The sequence below is a fragment of the Lysobacter enzymogenes genome (assembly GCF_900106525.1).
In the GTDB taxonomy this organism is placed as follows: domain Bacteria; phylum Pseudomonadota; class Gammaproteobacteria; order Xanthomonadales; family Xanthomonadaceae; genus Lysobacter; species Lysobacter enzymogenes.
Map to the genome: position 1 here is coordinate 457,286 of NZ_FNOG01000004.1, position 13,745 is coordinate 471,030.

Here is a 13,745-nt window from a genome sequence, read left to right on the forward strand (position 1 = left end):
CGCGGTCGCGGCTTGCGCCGCTCCTACAGGGAGCGGTTGGTGGTTGCGATCTGCCTGTAGGAGCGGCGCGAGCCGCGGCTGCGGGGCATCAGGTCGCGGCAAAATCGTGCGCGCGCCCGGCCGCAATGCTGGCTGCGGGTTGCGTTCGTCGTAATTGCATTGCCGCGGTCGCGGCTTGCGCCGCTCCTACAGGGGGCGGTTGATGGTTGCGATCTACCTGTAGGAGCGGCGCGAGCCGCGACTGCGGGGTTACAGGTCGCGGCGAAACCGCGCATGCCCAACCGCCGCGCCATCGCAGTTGCGTCGACGCAATCGCGACTACAGCGCCAGCGGCTGCAGCGAGGGCGACAGTTCCAGTTCGCGCAGGCGCACGCATTTGGGGTTGGGCAGGCGCGGGCCGGCCAGCGCCAGCAGGGCGTTGCCGCGTTCCATCAGGCCCAGGCGTTGGCGCGCTTGGGTCTGGGCTTGTTCGAGTTCTTCGGCGTCGGCGTGCAGGCCGGCGGCGAGCGCGTCGTCGGCGGTCAGCCCCAGCGCGTCGCGCCGCGAGGGGCGCAGCCAGGCGCCGATCTGCAGCCACAAGGCCGGCCAGTCCAGTTCGGGGAACGGCAAGGCCGGCGGCGTCGCGGCCGGCAGGCTCGGGGCCAGGCGGCCGCGCGGTTGCGCGGGGTTTTCGGCGAAGCAGCGGTAGACGAACTCGCTCGCGCTCATCGCGCCGGGGCCGTCGGCGGCGGCGTGCAGCAAGGCTTCGCGCAGCACCGCGCGCAACGGCGCCGAGTCGGGCAGCGTGCGGTCGCGCAGCGCGGCGGCGCGGCCGAGCGCGGCCAGCGGGTCGCCGGAAAACGCCGGCCGGCGCAACGACAACGCATGGGCGAGCACGGCGATGCGGTCGGGATCCTGCAGCGGACGCGCGGCCACCAGCGGCCGGCGCGCCTGCGCGTCCTGCAGCGCCGGGTCGGCCAGACGTTCGGCGAGCGGACGTTCGATCACTCCGCCGGGCCCGGTTTCGATCAGATAGCCGGCGCGGCCGACCAGGGCGACGTGGTCGAAGCGGCTCTCGCCGAACCAGGCGGTCAGCGCCGCCAGCGGCCCGCGCGCGCGCAGCAGCAGCACGTCGCCGGTGCGCAGTTGCGCCGGCGCCGCGCCGCCCTCGGGGGTCACGAGACCACCTCGGGCGCGGTTTCCGCGCCGTGCGCGGTGACCCGGTCGCGGCCGGCGGATTTGCTCGCGTACAGCGCCGCGTCGGCGCGCTCGAGCAACTGCTCCGGCGTCTCGTTGGGCAGCAGTTCGGCCACGCCCAGGCTCAGGCTCACCGGCAGCAGGCGGCCGTCGATCGACAGCGGGCTGCCGCTGACCGAGTCGCGCAAATGTTCGGCCACCCGCACCGCATCGCGCAGATAGGTGTCGGCCAGCACCACCAGCACTTCGTCGCCGCCGTAGCGGCCGAACAGGTCGTAGGCGCGCAGCCGGTTGCGGGTGCGCAGGGCGACGATGCGCAAGGTCTCGTCGCCGACCCGGTGGCCGTGTTCGTCGTTGATGCGCTTGAAGTGGTCGATGTCGAAGAACACCACCGACAGCGGCCGGTGCGAGCGGTGCGCGCTTTCCACCGCGCTGCGCAGGCTCTGCGAGATCGCCGCGCGGGTCATCGCCCCGGTCAGGCTGTCGTAGGTGGCCAGGCGGTTGGCGGTGTCGCGGTCGCGGCGCAGCTGCTGCAGCTTGGAGGTCAAGCCCAGCAGCAGGCCCAGCCCGCCGAAGGCCAGGCCGACCGGGAAGGTGTATTCGAGCCAGCTGAACTCCGGCCACCACTGATGGTTGGCGCCGACCAGGACCACCAGCAGCGCCATCAACGGCAGCCATGCCAGCAGCAGGAAATAGGCTTCGCGCTGGCGCCGCCACACCGCCACCACGGTCGCGTACAGGATCAGCGCGACCACCACCAACAGATTGAGGTTGCCGAACAGCGCGCTGTACTTCCAGGTGCGGAACAAGGTGACCAGGATCAGGCCGCCGAGCGAGTAGCTGCACCAGTCCAGCAGGCGCGAGATCCGCGGCTGGGTCGCGCGCAGGCCGAGGAAGAAGATCAGGAAGCGGATGCTCGCCAGCACCGCCGCGGTGTTGAGCACGATATTCGTGCGCGCGTCCGGCGCGATCTCGTTGAGCCACGGCACCACCCGCATCTCGCCGCCGTCGGAGGTCAGGGTCAGGATCTGCAGGATCAGGGTCAGGCCCAGATAGGCGTAGCCGCGCTCGCGCAGGCCGATCCAGAAGCCGAACGCCAGCACCGCGACCACGCCCATCGCGGTCAGCACCACGCTGCGCAGGCCGACGTGCATCATGTCCTCGCGCTGGACCATCGCCAGCGGCTCGATCTCGACCCGCGACTGCATCAAGTCGGCCGCGAGCATGCGCAGGTACAGCGTGTCGCCCTTGTGCAGCCCCTTGGGCAGCGGGAACACGATCATGCGGGTGGAATGGTTGAGGTCGATGTCCGGGCCGTAGATGGCGCGGCGCAGCGGCAGCTCGTCGCCCGGCCGCCATAGCTCGATCTCGCGGCGCGAGGGCCGGTCGATGGTCAGTTGCGGCGCGACCGCCGCATCGACGTCTTCGTTGACCACCACCCGCCACCACGCCGGGCCGCCCTTGGGCGCCCACACCTGCTGGCCGGACACGGCCTCGAAGCGGTTGTCGAATTCGCCCGACAGCACCCGCGCCGGCACCGGATCGCCCTGCACCAGCCGCGACAGGCTCAGCGACGGCGCATGGAAACCAGTGGGATCGTAAGGGTCGCGCTGCGCCTGCTGCGCGGCGCCGAGGGCGACGGAGGGCAGGGCCAGAGGCTGCGCCGACGCTATCGCCGCCACCGCCCACAACGCGAGCACGGCCAACCAGCCGCGCCAGCTTCCACGCCAGGGTGTCCCCATGCCCCTTCCGGTCACCAGTCTGCTGTGCCGAGCATAGCCCAAGGGGGCCGGTATCCGGTGCAGGGTGCCATCACGGTTTCCACCTTGAAATTGTGCCGACGCACACGCCTCCATGCCCGACCGCGCGATTGCGGGCGCACCGCCCCCATTGGCGGCCGGCCTCGATGGCGGTCCGGGGCGATCCTACACCGGCGCAGCGTGATGGCGCTGCCGACAAAAACGACAGTGGCGAAGCGTCGAATGGGTGGCGCCGAGGCAGCGCCACGGATGCCGCGGCGACGCGCCGGCGCACGCGGCCGGCATCGCCAAAGCGGCAAAATGCCGCCGAATACGGCCCGAAGCGGCCGAACCCGGCCACCCAGGTCACATCGCTGGGGTCACACCGCGCGGCTTACTCGCGCGCGCCCTGCCCGGTCACGCGGGCGACCGCGTCGTGCGCGTGCAGGCTTTCGAAGTGCGCCACTTCGGCGTCGAAGCGCTCGATCCGCGGATCGGCCGACAACGCCGCGGCGACCCGGCGCGCGGCGTCTTCGCAGAACATCAGGTTTTCGGCGTTGAGGCGGGCGAAGGCCTGCTCGTCCTCGCGCTTGACCGCGGTCTGCACCGGGGTGGCGAGCGCGGTTTCCAGCGCGTCGATCAGCGCCACCAGCGGCAGTTCGTCGAAGGCCGGACGCAGCTCCACGCGCACGTCGGCGCGGCTGCGCTGGGCGTGCGGGGTCGCGGCCAGGCCGCGCTCGGAGGCCAGCCAGTCGCTGACCACGGCGGTGGACAGCGGATGGGCGGCGGCGAAATCGGCGGCGAAGCGCTCGGCGTTGAGCTGGCGCGACAGCGCCGCCGAAGCCGGACAGGTGCTGGAGTATTCGACCGCGAAGCGCAGGCCCAGGTGCAGGTGGCCGTCGACCAGGCGCGCATCGATCTCGACCGGATAGCGCTTCCACCCAGCGTTGTCGCTGGCCAGGGCCGGACGCAGCAGCAACTGCTCGTAGCGCAGCACCAGGCGCGCGGCGCTGGAAATGCCGCCCTGGCCTTCGATCAGGCTCTGCAGCACCCGGCGCAGGCCGGCCGGGGTGACCGTTTCGCTGGCGAAGGCGTTCTGCAGGTGCAGGTACATGCGCGACATGTGGATGCCGCGCGCGTTGGCGTCGCGCAGGTTGACCGAGACGTCGACCGAGGCCGGCACCTGGATCGCGGCGCCGTCGGCGCCGGCGATGCGCAGCGGCAACGCGATATGGGACATGCCGACCCAGTCGAGCGGACGCGCCGCGGCGGCGGCATCGAAGGCGACATCGGGCAGGCTGGAGCGGGAGGGTACGAAAGGAGTGTTCACGACGCTGAAAGTGGGGGCGCGTGGGGGATACGCAACGGCGCCATTCTACCGGGGCCGGCCCGCCCTGCCCCGGCCCCGCCCTGCAACGCTCAGTTGCGGGCGCCGCGCCAGGCCGCCAGCAGCGCGGTCCACGGCGACAGCGGCCGGGCCGCGTCGCCGCGCTGCAGGCGGGTATGGGCCAACGCGGTCCACAGCCGCCGCGGCACGGTCGCGCCGAAGCGCTCGGGCCACTGCGCCAGCAGCTCGCGGCTCCATTCCACCGCCGCGCCCTCGCCCGGCCGCGCCATCGCGCGGGCGACCACGCTCAGCGGCACCGCGGCGTCGCCCTGCAGCACCAGCCGGGCCTCCAGCAGCGAGGACTGGATCGCCGGCACCGCCGCCTCGGGCAACTGCCCGGGCACCGGGTCGAACAGGGCCGCGTCGATCGCGGCGCAGGCCTGGGCCAGCGGCAGCAGGCCGTCGAAGGCTTCGTTGCGGTCGCCGGGGCGCTCGCGGCTGTCGCGCAGGCCCGGCAGGGCCGCGGCCAGCGCCGCCCACGGCGCGCTCTGGCGCTGCAGGGCCAGCCCCAGCGGATGCCGGCGGCGGCCTTCGCGCCAGCCTTTGAGTTCTTCCATCCACCAGCCGAGCTTGGCCTCGCCGGGCAGCGCGTCGCTGCCGCCCCAGGCGGCGTCGGTCAGTTCCTGCTGCAGCGCCGCCCAGGCCACCGCAGCGCCGCGCTGGGCGCGCGGCACGAACACTTCGGCCACCGACCACTCCGGCCAGCGCGCCCGCCATTTGCCGGCGAAGTCCTGCAGCGCCTGCTCCTGCGGGACGGCGTCGGCGGCCGGGGCGGCGTTCATCGTGTCGCCGGCCATGCGTCCGCCGCGGCCAGCGCGGCCGGGTCGTCGACCAGCACGTCGCCTTGCCAGGCGATCGGGTCGTCCAGTTCCAGGCGGTAGCCCCACAGCGCCACCACCGACGGCATGCCGGCGGCGCGCGCGGCGAGGATGTCGCGCTCGTCGTCGCCGACGTAGGCGCAGGCGCCGGGCTCGACGCCGATGCGCTGCGCCGCGACCGTCAGCGGCAGCGGATCGGGCTTGCGCGCGGCCAGGGTGTCGCCGCCGATCAGCACCGCGCAGCGGCTTTCCCAGCCCAGCAGCGGCATCAGCTTGCGCGCCAGGTATTCGGGTTTGTTGGTGACGATGCCCCACGGCGTGCCCGCGGCTTCCAGCGCCGCCAGCATCGCTTCCACGCCGGGAAACGGCGCGCCGTGCAGGCCGAGCTCGCGCTCGTAGATGGCGAGGAATTCGGGCACCCAGGCTTCGCGTTCGGCCGCCTCGACATCGGCGAAGGCCGCGCCGAGCATCGCCCGCGCGCCCTTGGACACGTGCGGACGCAGCGCCTCCAGCGGCATCGGCCCGCGGCCGCGTGCGGCGCGCATGGCATTGGCGGTGGCGAGCATGTCCGGGGCGCTGTCGAGCAAGGTGCCGTCGAGGTCGAACAGCGCGGCCTTGGGAAAGGCCGCGGCTGGCGCCGCGCTCATGCCGACGCGTCCTGCGCGTCGGCAGGCTTGAGCGCGCAGGCCAGATAGTTGACGTCGGCGCGCGGGACGATGCGCGCGCCGTTGCGCCAGGGCTCGTACATCAGGCCGCTGACGTCTTCCAGGTGCAGGCCGGCCTCGCGCAGCCAGGCGGCCAGCTCGGACGGCTTGATGAAATCGCGGTATTGGTGGGTGCCCTTGGGCAGCAACCGGGCGACGTACTCGGCGCCGACGATGGCCAGCGCGAACGCGGCCGGGGTGCGGTTCAAGGTCGACAGGAACAAGCGGCCGCCGGGCTTGAGCAGGCTCGCGCAGGCGCGCACGATCGCGCCCGGGTCGGGCACGTGCTCGAGCATTTCCATGCAAGTGACCACGTCGAAGCGCGCCGGCATCTCCTGCGCCAGCGACTCCACCGACTGCAGCCGGTAATCGACGGCGACGCTGGTTTCCAGGCGGTGCAGCTTGGCGACCTTGATCAGCTCCGGGGCCAGATCGATCGCGGTGACCTGGGCGCCGGACGCGGCCAGCGCCTCGCTCAGCAGCCCGCCGCCGCAGCCCACGTCCAGCGCCAGCGCCTCGCGCAGCGGTGCGCGCCGGGCGACGTAGTCCAGCCGCACCGGGTTGAGCGCGTGCAGCGGCTTCTGCGGCCCCTGCGGATCCCACCAGCGGTTGGCCAGGGCGCCGAACTTGTCGAGCTCGGCCTGGCTGAAGTTGTCGCCGCCCGCCGGGGCGCCGGTGTCGTGCGATGCGTTGCTTGCTGCGCTGCTCATTGCCTGCCTGCCGGTTCGGTGGCCGCGCGCGCGATGCGGGCGGCCGGTGTGCTGCGTGCGTGACGGGTTGCGTGCCTGGCGTGTTGCTTGTCTAGTCTGAAGCAGGTCCGCCGCCGTCTGCGTGAATGCCCTGCGTCGCAGCGTCGCAGCGTCGCGGGGCGTGCGGGTCGTCGCGGATCGCCGCTGCGGTGCGCGCGGCCGCGCTCAGCGCGCGATCGCGGCGATGCGCTCGCGCCACTGGCGCGCGTTGGCGATCAGCGCGGCGGTGTCCATGTCCACCAGCACGCGCTCGCGCAGCTTGGCCTTGCCGGCGATCCACACATCGCTGACCTGATGGCGGCCGGTGGCGTAGATCAGTTGCGAGACCACGTGGTGCAGCGGCTGGGTCTCCAGCTGGCCGAGGTCGACGCAGGCCAGGTCGGCCTGCTTGCCGACTTCGATCGAGCCGACCTTGGCCTCGAAGCCCAGCGCCTTGGCGCCGCCCAGCGTCGCCGCGCGCAGCGCGCTGAAGGCGTCGAGCGCCTTGGCGTCGTTGGCCACCGCCTTGGCCAGGATCGCCGCGGTGCGGGTTTCGCCGAACATGTCCAGGTCGTTGTTGCTGGCGCAGCCGTCGGTGCCGATCGCCAGGTTCACGCCGGCGTGCTGCAGCTTGCAGGCCGGGCAGAAGCCCGAGGCCAGCTTGAGGTTGGATTCGGGGCAATGCACCACGCTGACGCCGCGCTGCGCGCACAGCTCGATCTCGGCGTCGGTGAGCTGGGTCATGTGCACCGCGATCAGGCGGTCGGTGACCAGGCCCAGGCGATCCAGCCGCGCCAACGGGCGCTGGCCGTATTGCTTGATCGAATCGGCGATTTCCTGCGCGGTCTCGTGGGTATGCAGATGGATCGGCAGATCCAGCTGATCGGCGAGCATGCGGATGCGCTCGAAATTCGCGTCGCTGACCGTGTACGGCGCGTGCGGCGCGAACGCGGTCGCGACCAGCGCGTCGTCGCGCCACAGGTCGTGCACTTCGCCGGCGCGGTCGAAATATTCGTCGGAGGTCTTGGCCCAGGCGGTGGGGAAATCGATCACCGGCAGGCCGACCCGGGCGCGGAAGCCGTGACGCTTGTACACCGCGGCCTGCACGTCGGGGAAGAAGTAGTTCTCGTTGGCGCAGGTGGTGCCGCCGCGCAGCATCTCGGCGATCGCCAGGGCGATGCCGTCCTCGACGAACTGCGGGCCGATCACCGCCGCTTCGACCGGCCAGATGTGGCCTTGCAGCCATTCCATCAGCGGCAGGTCGTCGGCGACGCCGCGCAGCAGGGTCATCGGGTTGTGGGTGTGGGCGTTGACCAGGCCGGGGATCAGCGCCGATTCGGGGCGGCTGACAGTCTGCGCCGCGGCGTAGCGCTGGCGCGCCTGGGCGATCGGCAGCACATCGGCGATGACGCCCTTGCTGACGATCACCGCGTGGTTCTCCAGCACCACCGCATGCGGCTCGACCGGCACCACCCAGCCCGCTTCGATGGACAGGTCGCAGGGAACGGGCTGGAGTTCGGAGGTCATCGGCGCTGCTCGCTGGTGTGGGCCGGTGTTCGGGCCGCAAGGGGGACGCCGCCCCGTGGCCGGGCCGGCCGGGTGTTGCCAAGCGTGTTGCGGAACGTGTTGCGAAAACGCGGCCACAGGTGCCGGCCGCGTTCTGGGTGTCGCCTCGGGTGTTGCGGCTCGGCGCGCGCTGCGGGAGCGGGTAGCTCAAGCGCCGCGGCGCCTGGAAATCCGCTGGTTCGCCGCAACGTGCTGCCCGGCGCCCGTTTCGACACCGTCGTTCCGGCGAAAGCCGGAATCCATTTTGCCGTGGCTTTTCTTGCTTGAGCGCTACAGCGGCCGAAGCAACCGCAAAAGCAAAATGGATCCTGGCTTTCGCCAGGACGACGATCCGGCAAAGCCGTGGCCGCCGATAGCGGCCACGGGCCGATGCGTCACTTCACCCGGCTGACGTACTCGCCCGAACGGGTGTCGACCTTGATGGTTTCTTCCTGGCCCACGAACAGCGGCACGCGCACCACCGCACCGGTTTCCAGGGTCGCCGGCTTGCCGCCGCCGCCGGAGGTGTCGCCGCGCACGCCCGGATCGGTTTCCACGATCTTGAGCTCGACGAAGTTCGGCGGCTGGACCGAGATCGGGGTGCCGTTCCACAGCGTCACCACGCACTCTTCCTCGCCCTTGAGCCACTTCTCGGCGCCGGCCATGCCGGCCTTGTCGGCCTGGACCTGCTCGAACGATTCCTGGTTCATGAAGTGCCAGTACTCGCCGTCGGAATACAGGTACTGCATGTCGGTATCGACCACATCCGCCTGCTCGACGCTGTCGGTCGCCTTCATGGTCATTTCGACCACGCGGCCGGACTTGATGCTGCGGTACTTGACGCGGGTGAACGCCTGGCCCTTGCCCGGCTTGACGTACTCGGTCTCGGTGATGATGCACGGATCGTTGTTGACCAGGATCTTCTGACCGTTCTTCACGTCGTTCATGCCAAGGGTGGCCATGCTCAAACTCCCTACCAATGTTGTATTTGTCGATGAATGAGGTTCCGTCCGCCGCAGCCGCAGGCCGCGGGCGTCCGCCGCCGTCGCGCTCCCCTGCCGGCCGCGCCCGGAACCGGGCGGGCTCCCGCGGCCGCCGGGCGGCGCGGGGAAGGCTAGAATGTCGGGCTGCGCCGGCCCCGTCCGCGGCGAACCGCCGCTCCGGAACCCGGGCGCCGCGATCGGAACCCTGAAGGCTAGCCCCGCATGATACCTGCTGCGCATCCCCTCTCGCACCCGGCCCCCTCCCAGGGGGGCGACGCGCCGCCGCGCTGGCAGGCGCTGTGGCGCGAGGCGGTGCGCGATCCGCGCGAGCTGCTGGGCCTGCTCGGCCTGGACCCGGACGCGCTGGGCATGTCGGACGCCGCCGCCGCGCAGTTCCCTCTGCGGGTGCCGCGCGGCTTCGTCGCGCGCATGCGCCACGGCGATCCGGCCGACCCGTTGCTGCGCCAGGTGCTGCCGCTGGACGCGGAAATGCGCCCGATGCCGGGCTTCAGCCTGGACGCGGTCGGCGACGGCGCGGCCAAGGCCGGCCACGGGGTGATCCGCAAGTACCGCGGCCGCGCCCTGCTGATCGCCACCGGCAGCTGCGCGATCAACTGCCGTTACTGCTTCCGCCGTCACTTCCCCTACGCCGAAGAGACCGCGGCCGCGGCCGGCTGGCGCGAGGCGGTGGCGGCGATCGCCGCCGACCCGGACATCGACGAGGTGATCCTGTCCGGCGGCGACCCGTGGTCGCTGGCCACGCCCAAGCTGGCCGAGCTCACCGACGCCCTGAAAGGCGTGCCCCAGCTCAAGCGTTTGCGCGTGCACACCCGTCTGCCGGTGGTGCTGCCCGAGCGCGTCGACGCGGCCCTGACCGAGTGGTTAGCGGCGCTGCCGTGGCCGGTGGCGGTGGTGCTGCACGCCAACCACGCCCGCGAATTCGATGCCGCCGTGGACGCGGCGATGCGGCGCCTGCGCGAGGCCGGCGCCAGCTTGCTCAACCAGGCGGTGCTGCTGCGCGGGGTCAACGACAGCGTCGAGGCGCTGGCCGCGCTGAGCGAACGCAGCTATGCCGCCGGCGTGCTGCCCTACTACCTGCACCAGCTCGACCGCGTGCAGGGCGCGGCCCACTTCGAAGTCGCCGACGAACAAGCGCTCGCGCTGCACCGCGCCCTGGCCGCGCGCCTGTCGGGCTATCTGGTGCCCAAGCTGGTGCGCGAAGTGGCAGGCGACCCGGGCAAGCGTCCGTTGTAAGGTTGTAATCTGGTTGGGGTTTGATGGGGAACGCCGCAGGTTGCGGCTTTGCGTTCGCGCAAAGTCCGCCAGCTTCGCATCCGTGGCGTGTTCGAACCCTAAAACGGGTCACAGATTCTCGTCCCCGCGTGGACGAGGCCGGCGCTTCGTGTCATAAAACCGGCCCACGGAGGTGGTGAATGCAATTCGGCAAAGACATGGTGCTGCGCTTGCTGATCGTCGACGACAGCGTCGAGGCGGCCGAAGCCATCGTCAGCGCGCTGCGCAACAGCGGCATCGCGGTACGGCCCACCCGCCCTGAGAGCGAACAGGAACTGGCCGCGCTGATCCTGCAGCACCCGCCGGACCTGGTCCTGGCCGCGCGCAACTCGCGCCACGTCTCGCTGGCCAGGCTGATGCAGGCGGTCGACGCCAGCGGCAAGGACCTGCCGGTGCTGGTGATGATGGAAGCGGTCGACGAGACCGCCCTGCTCGGGGTCATGGAGATCGGCGCGCGCGGCATCGTCCTGCGCTCCAACACCGGCCACCTGCAGAACCGGGTCCGCGCCGAATGGGCCGACCTGGAAGCGCGCCGCTCGCTGCGCAAGCTCGAGGCCCAGGTGCGCGAGACCGAGCGCCGCTGCGACGCGCTGATCGACTCCTCGCGCGACCCCATCGCCTACATCCACGAAGGCATGCACATCCGCGCCAACGCGGCCTACCTGGAAATGTTCGGCTTCGAGTCGTTCGAGGACATCGAGGGCATGTCCCTGCTCGACCTGGTCGCGCCCGGCCAGGTCGACGGCTTCAAGCAACTGCTCAAGCAGCTCAGCAAGGGCGAGGCGCCGCCGCCGAGCTACGAAACCCAGGCCCGCACCCTCGACGGCAACGCCTTTCCGGCGGTTATGGAGTTCACCCCCGCCACCTACGAAGGCGAGCACTGCCTGCAGGTGGTGCTGCGCCGGCAGGAGATCGACCCGGAACTGGCGCGCGAAGTCGAAGCGCTGCGCCAGCGCGACCAGGTCACCGGGCTGCTCAACCGCGCCACCTTCCTGCGCCAGCTCGAGGACGCGGTGGCCGACGCCGCCCAGGGTCAGGCCCATCACGGCCTGCTGCTGGTCGAGCCGGACCATTACAACCAGTTGCTGCAGGAAATCGGCCTGGACCAGGCCGACCAGTTGGTCGCCGCCTGCGGCCAGCGCCTGCGCGAGGCGATCGGCCCGGACGACATCGCCGCGCGCTTCAGCGAGCACCAGTTCGCGGTGCTGACCCTGCGCAGCGACCACCAGCACACCTCGGCCCTGGCCGAGCGCCTGCGCGCGGCCTTCTCCGAGCGCGTGTTGGAGACCGACCATCTCGCCCTGAGCGCCACCGCCAGCGTCGGCGGCGTGCAGATCGGCGAGAAGATCGCCAGCGTCACCGCGGTGCTGGGCAAGGCCAGCCAGTGTCTGCAGTCGGCGATCGACATCGGCGGCAACCGCAGCGAACTGTTCGACCCGGGCGCGGCCGACCGCGCCGAGGAAGAGCGCATCGCCGCCTGGGTCGCGCGCATCCGCGACGCGCTCGACGCCGACCGCTTCGTCATGAACTACCAGCCGCTGATCAACCTGCACGGCGAGCCGATCGAGATGTACGAGGCCTACCTGCGCATGCAGAGCGCCGGCCCGGACGACGGCAGCGAGCTGGTCCAGCCGCTGTCGTTCCTGCAGGTCGCCGAGGAACACGGCCTGCTGTGGGAAATCGACCGCTGGGTGGTCGGCAAGGCGATCCAGGTCATCGGCGAGCGCATGCGCCAGGGCAAGCGCACCACCTTGCTGGTCAAGATCACCCAGGCTTCGCTGCAGGACGAGAGCCTGCAACAACACATCGTCGAGCAACTGGCCAAGCACGGCGCCGACGGCAAGCTGCTGGTGCTGCAACTGCCCGAGTCGAAGGTGTTCACCAACCTGCGCGCGGCGCAGGAGTTCCAGTCGCGGGTCTACCACTACGGCGTGCGCGTGGGCCTGGAACAGTTCGGCGCCGGCCTCAACTCGTTCCAGTTGCTCAACCACTTCGACGCGGCCTTCCTCAAGATCGACCGCGGCTACACCGAAGAGCTGGCCACCCACCCCGACCACCAGCAGCGCATCCGCGAGATCGCCGAAAAGGCGCGCGAGCTGGGCCGCCAGACCATCGCCGAATTCGTCCAGGACGCGGCCAGCATGAGCCTGCTGTTCGCGGCCGGAATCGACTACGCGCAGGGACACTTCCTGGCGGCGGCGGGGCCGGAGATGGATTACGACTTCCAGTAAGGCCGCAGTCGGAACAAGCCTCACGAAATCCAAGCGCAAAAAAAGCCCGCCGGATGGCGGGCTTTTCGTTTGCGTCGCGCGCCGGACTCAGCGAACCACGGCCGAACCGCGGGCGCGCTCGGGCGCGGCGTCGATCAGGGCCTGGATGCGCTCCTCCAGCGGCGGGTGGCTGCGCATCAGCTTGCCCATGCCGTGGCCGACCGCGCCGCTGATGCCGAACGCCTGCACCTGGTTCGGCAAGGTGCTCTCGCCGTAGGTCAGCGAAAGGCGCTTGAGCGCGGCGATCATCTTCTCGCGGCCGGCCAGGCGCGCGCCGCCGGCGTCGGCGCGGAACTCGCGGTAACGCGAGAACGCCATTGCGATCATGCTGGCCAGCAGGCCGAACACGATGTCGAGCGCGAACACGGTGACGAAGTAGAACAGGCCGCGGCCGCCGCCTTCGCGGTTGCCGCTCATCATCGCGTCGATCCAGCCGCCGACGATGCGCGCGGCGACCAGCACGAAGGTGTTGAGCACGCCCTGGATCAGCGCCATGGTGACCATGTCGCCGTTGGCGACGTGGCTGACCTCGTGCGCCAGCACCGCCTCGGCCTCGTCGCGGGTCATCGCCCCGAGCAGGCCGGTCGACACCGCGACCAGCGAATTGTTGCGGTTGGCGCCGGTGGCGAAGGCGTTGATTTCCGGCGCGTCGTAGATCGCCACTTCCGGCATGCCGATGCCGGCGGCCTCGGCCTGGCGGCGCACCGTGCTGACCAGCCATTGCTCGGTCTCGTTGCGCGGCTGCTCGATCACGTAGGCGCCGGTGGATTTCTTGGCCACCCACTTGGACATCAGCAGCGAGATCAGCGAGCCGCCGAAGCCGAACACCGCGGCCATGACCAGGATCGCGCCGTTGTTGCCCAGGCGGATGCCGAACACGTTCTGCAATACCGACATCACGATGCCGAGCAGGACCAGGACGGCCAGGTTGGTGGCGAGGAACAGGGCTATGCGTTTGAACATGGTTTTATCGTCTTTATGGGCGTTGGGCCGCGCGCCGGCGGCCTTGGCTGTTCGACGCTCCGTGTCTGGCGCGACGCCGGCCTGGCCGACGCCGTCGATGTGGAAATGTGGCGAAGAGCGCGTTAATTCAACGAGAATC

The 13,745-nt window shown here is 70.9% G+C and carries 11 protein-coding genes; 2 read left to right on the forward strand and 9 right to left on the reverse strand.

The window, feature by feature from the left end; translation table 11 throughout:
- Positions 1 to 318 precede the first annotated feature (318 nt).
- The 8 genes from BLU84_RS12880 to efp all read right to left on the reverse strand — a co-directional run bounded on the left by BLU84_RS12880 (position 319) and on the right by efp (position 9,059).
- On the reverse strand, positions 319 to 1,158 hold the full coding sequence (locus BLU84_RS12880) for a hypothetical protein (RefSeq protein WP_074867427.1): 840 nt from the start codon (positions 1,156 to 1,158) through the stop codon (positions 319 to 321).
- Positions 1,155 to 2,918, reverse strand: coding sequence for a sensor domain-containing diguanylate cyclase (locus BLU84_RS12885; protein WP_170849160.1), 1,764 nt, complete (start codon positions 2,916 to 2,918; stop codon positions 1,155 to 1,157). The genes BLU84_RS12880 and BLU84_RS12885 overlap by 4 nt, the downstream gene beginning before the upstream one ends.
- A gap of 391 nt (positions 2,919 to 3,309) precedes the next feature.
- Positions 3,310 to 4,245 (reverse strand): GTP cyclohydrolase FolE2, encoded by a 936-nt coding sequence (gene folE2, locus BLU84_RS12890; RefSeq protein ID WP_074867431.1) that lies wholly within the window; start codon positions 4,243 to 4,245, stop codon positions 3,310 to 3,312.
- An 89-nt stretch (positions 4,246 to 4,334) separates the two neighbouring features.
- Positions 4,335 to 5,084 (reverse strand): isoprenoid biosynthesis enzyme family protein, encoded by a 750-nt coding sequence (locus tag BLU84_RS12895; RefSeq protein ID WP_074867928.1) that lies wholly within the window; start codon positions 5,082 to 5,084, stop codon positions 4,335 to 4,337.
- The gene (locus tag BLU84_RS12900; RefSeq protein WP_074867433.1) at positions 5,081 to 5,767 is read right to left on the reverse strand and encodes a phosphoglycolate phosphatase; all 687 of its coding nucleotides are present in this window, start codon (positions 5,765 to 5,767) and stop codon (positions 5,081 to 5,083) included. Before BLU84_RS12900 ends, BLU84_RS12895 begins: the two co-directional genes overlap by 4 nt.
- Positions 5,764 to 6,534 (reverse strand): bifunctional 2-polyprenyl-6-hydroxyphenol methylase/3-demethylubiquinol 3-O-methyltransferase UbiG, encoded by a 771-nt coding sequence (gene ubiG, locus BLU84_RS12905; RefSeq protein WP_074867436.1) that lies wholly within the window; start codon positions 6,532 to 6,534, stop codon positions 5,764 to 5,766. The genes BLU84_RS12900 and ubiG overlap by 4 nt, the downstream gene beginning before the upstream one ends.
- Before the next feature lie 204 nt (positions 6,535 to 6,738).
- Positions 6,739 to 8,079 carry a TRZ/ATZ family hydrolase gene (locus BLU84_RS12910; protein ID WP_074867438.1) on the reverse strand — a complete coding sequence of 447 codons (1,341 nt, stop codon included), beginning with the start codon at positions 8,077 to 8,079 and terminating at the stop codon, positions 6,739 to 6,741.
- Between the two features lie 413 nt (positions 8,080 to 8,492).
- Entirely contained in the window at positions 8,493 to 9,059 is a 567-nt protein-coding gene (gene efp / locus BLU84_RS12915) for an elongation factor P (protein ID WP_074867440.1), read from the reverse strand.
- A 243-nt stretch (positions 9,060 to 9,302) separates the two neighbouring features.
- Between efp and epmB the strand changes: the two genes are divergently transcribed.
- Together epmB and BLU84_RS12925 are read left to right on the forward strand one after the other, a co-directional pair.
- Complete coding sequence (gene epmB, locus BLU84_RS12920; RefSeq protein ID WP_074867441.1) at positions 9,303 to 10,334, forward strand: EF-P beta-lysylation protein EpmB; 1,032 nt, start codon at positions 9,303 to 9,305, stop codon at positions 10,332 to 10,334.
- A 179-nt stretch (positions 10,335 to 10,513) separates the two neighbouring features.
- A complete protein-coding gene (locus tag BLU84_RS12925) occupies positions 10,514 to 12,604 on the forward strand; it encodes an EAL domain-containing response regulator (RefSeq protein WP_074867443.1) in 2,091 nt (696 codons plus the stop codon).
- 87 nt (positions 12,605 to 12,691) lie between these two features.
- Here the strand turns inward: BLU84_RS12925 and htpX are convergent, their stop codons facing one another.
- A complete protein-coding gene (htpX, locus tag BLU84_RS12930) occupies positions 12,692 to 13,606 on the reverse strand; it encodes a protease HtpX (RefSeq protein ID WP_074867445.1) in 915 nt (304 codons plus the stop codon).
- Between the last annotated feature and the right edge of the window lie 139 nt (positions 13,607 to 13,745).

Bases quoted from the DNA above. Each gene is read 5' to 3' on its own strand.
- BLU84_RS12885 (WP_170849160.1), bottom strand. From the start codon at position 2,918: ATGGGGACACCCTGGCGTGGAAGCTGGCGCGGCTGGTTGGCCGTGCTC.
- BLU84_RS12895 (WP_074867928.1), bottom strand. From the start codon at position 5,084: ATGAACGCCGCCCCGGCCGCCGACGCCGTCCCGCAGGAGCAGGCGCTG.
- BLU84_RS12900 (WP_074867433.1), bottom strand. From the start codon at position 5,767: ATGAGCGCGGCGCCAGCCGCGGCCTTTCCCAAGGCCGCGCTGTTCGAC.
- ubiG (WP_074867436.1), bottom strand. From the start codon at position 6,534: ATGAGCAGCGCAGCAAGCAACGCATCGCACGACACCGGCGCCCCGGCG.
- BLU84_RS12910 (WP_074867438.1), bottom strand. From the start codon at position 8,079: ATGACCTCCGAACTCCAGCCCGTTCCCTGCGACCTGTCCATCGAAGCG.
- efp (WP_074867440.1), bottom strand. From the start codon at position 9,059: ATGGCCACCCTTGGCATGAACGACGTGAAGAACGGTCAGAAGATCCTG.
- epmB (WP_074867441.1), top strand. From the start codon at position 9,303: ATGATACCTGCTGCGCATCCCCTCTCGCACCCGGCCCCCTCCCAGGGG.
- BLU84_RS12925 (WP_074867443.1), top strand. From the start codon at position 10,514: ATGCAATTCGGCAAAGACATGGTGCTGCGCTTGCTGATCGTCGACGAC.
- htpX (WP_074867445.1), bottom strand. From the start codon at position 13,606: ATGTTCAAACGCATAGCCCTGTTCCTCGCCACCAACCTGGCCGTCCTG.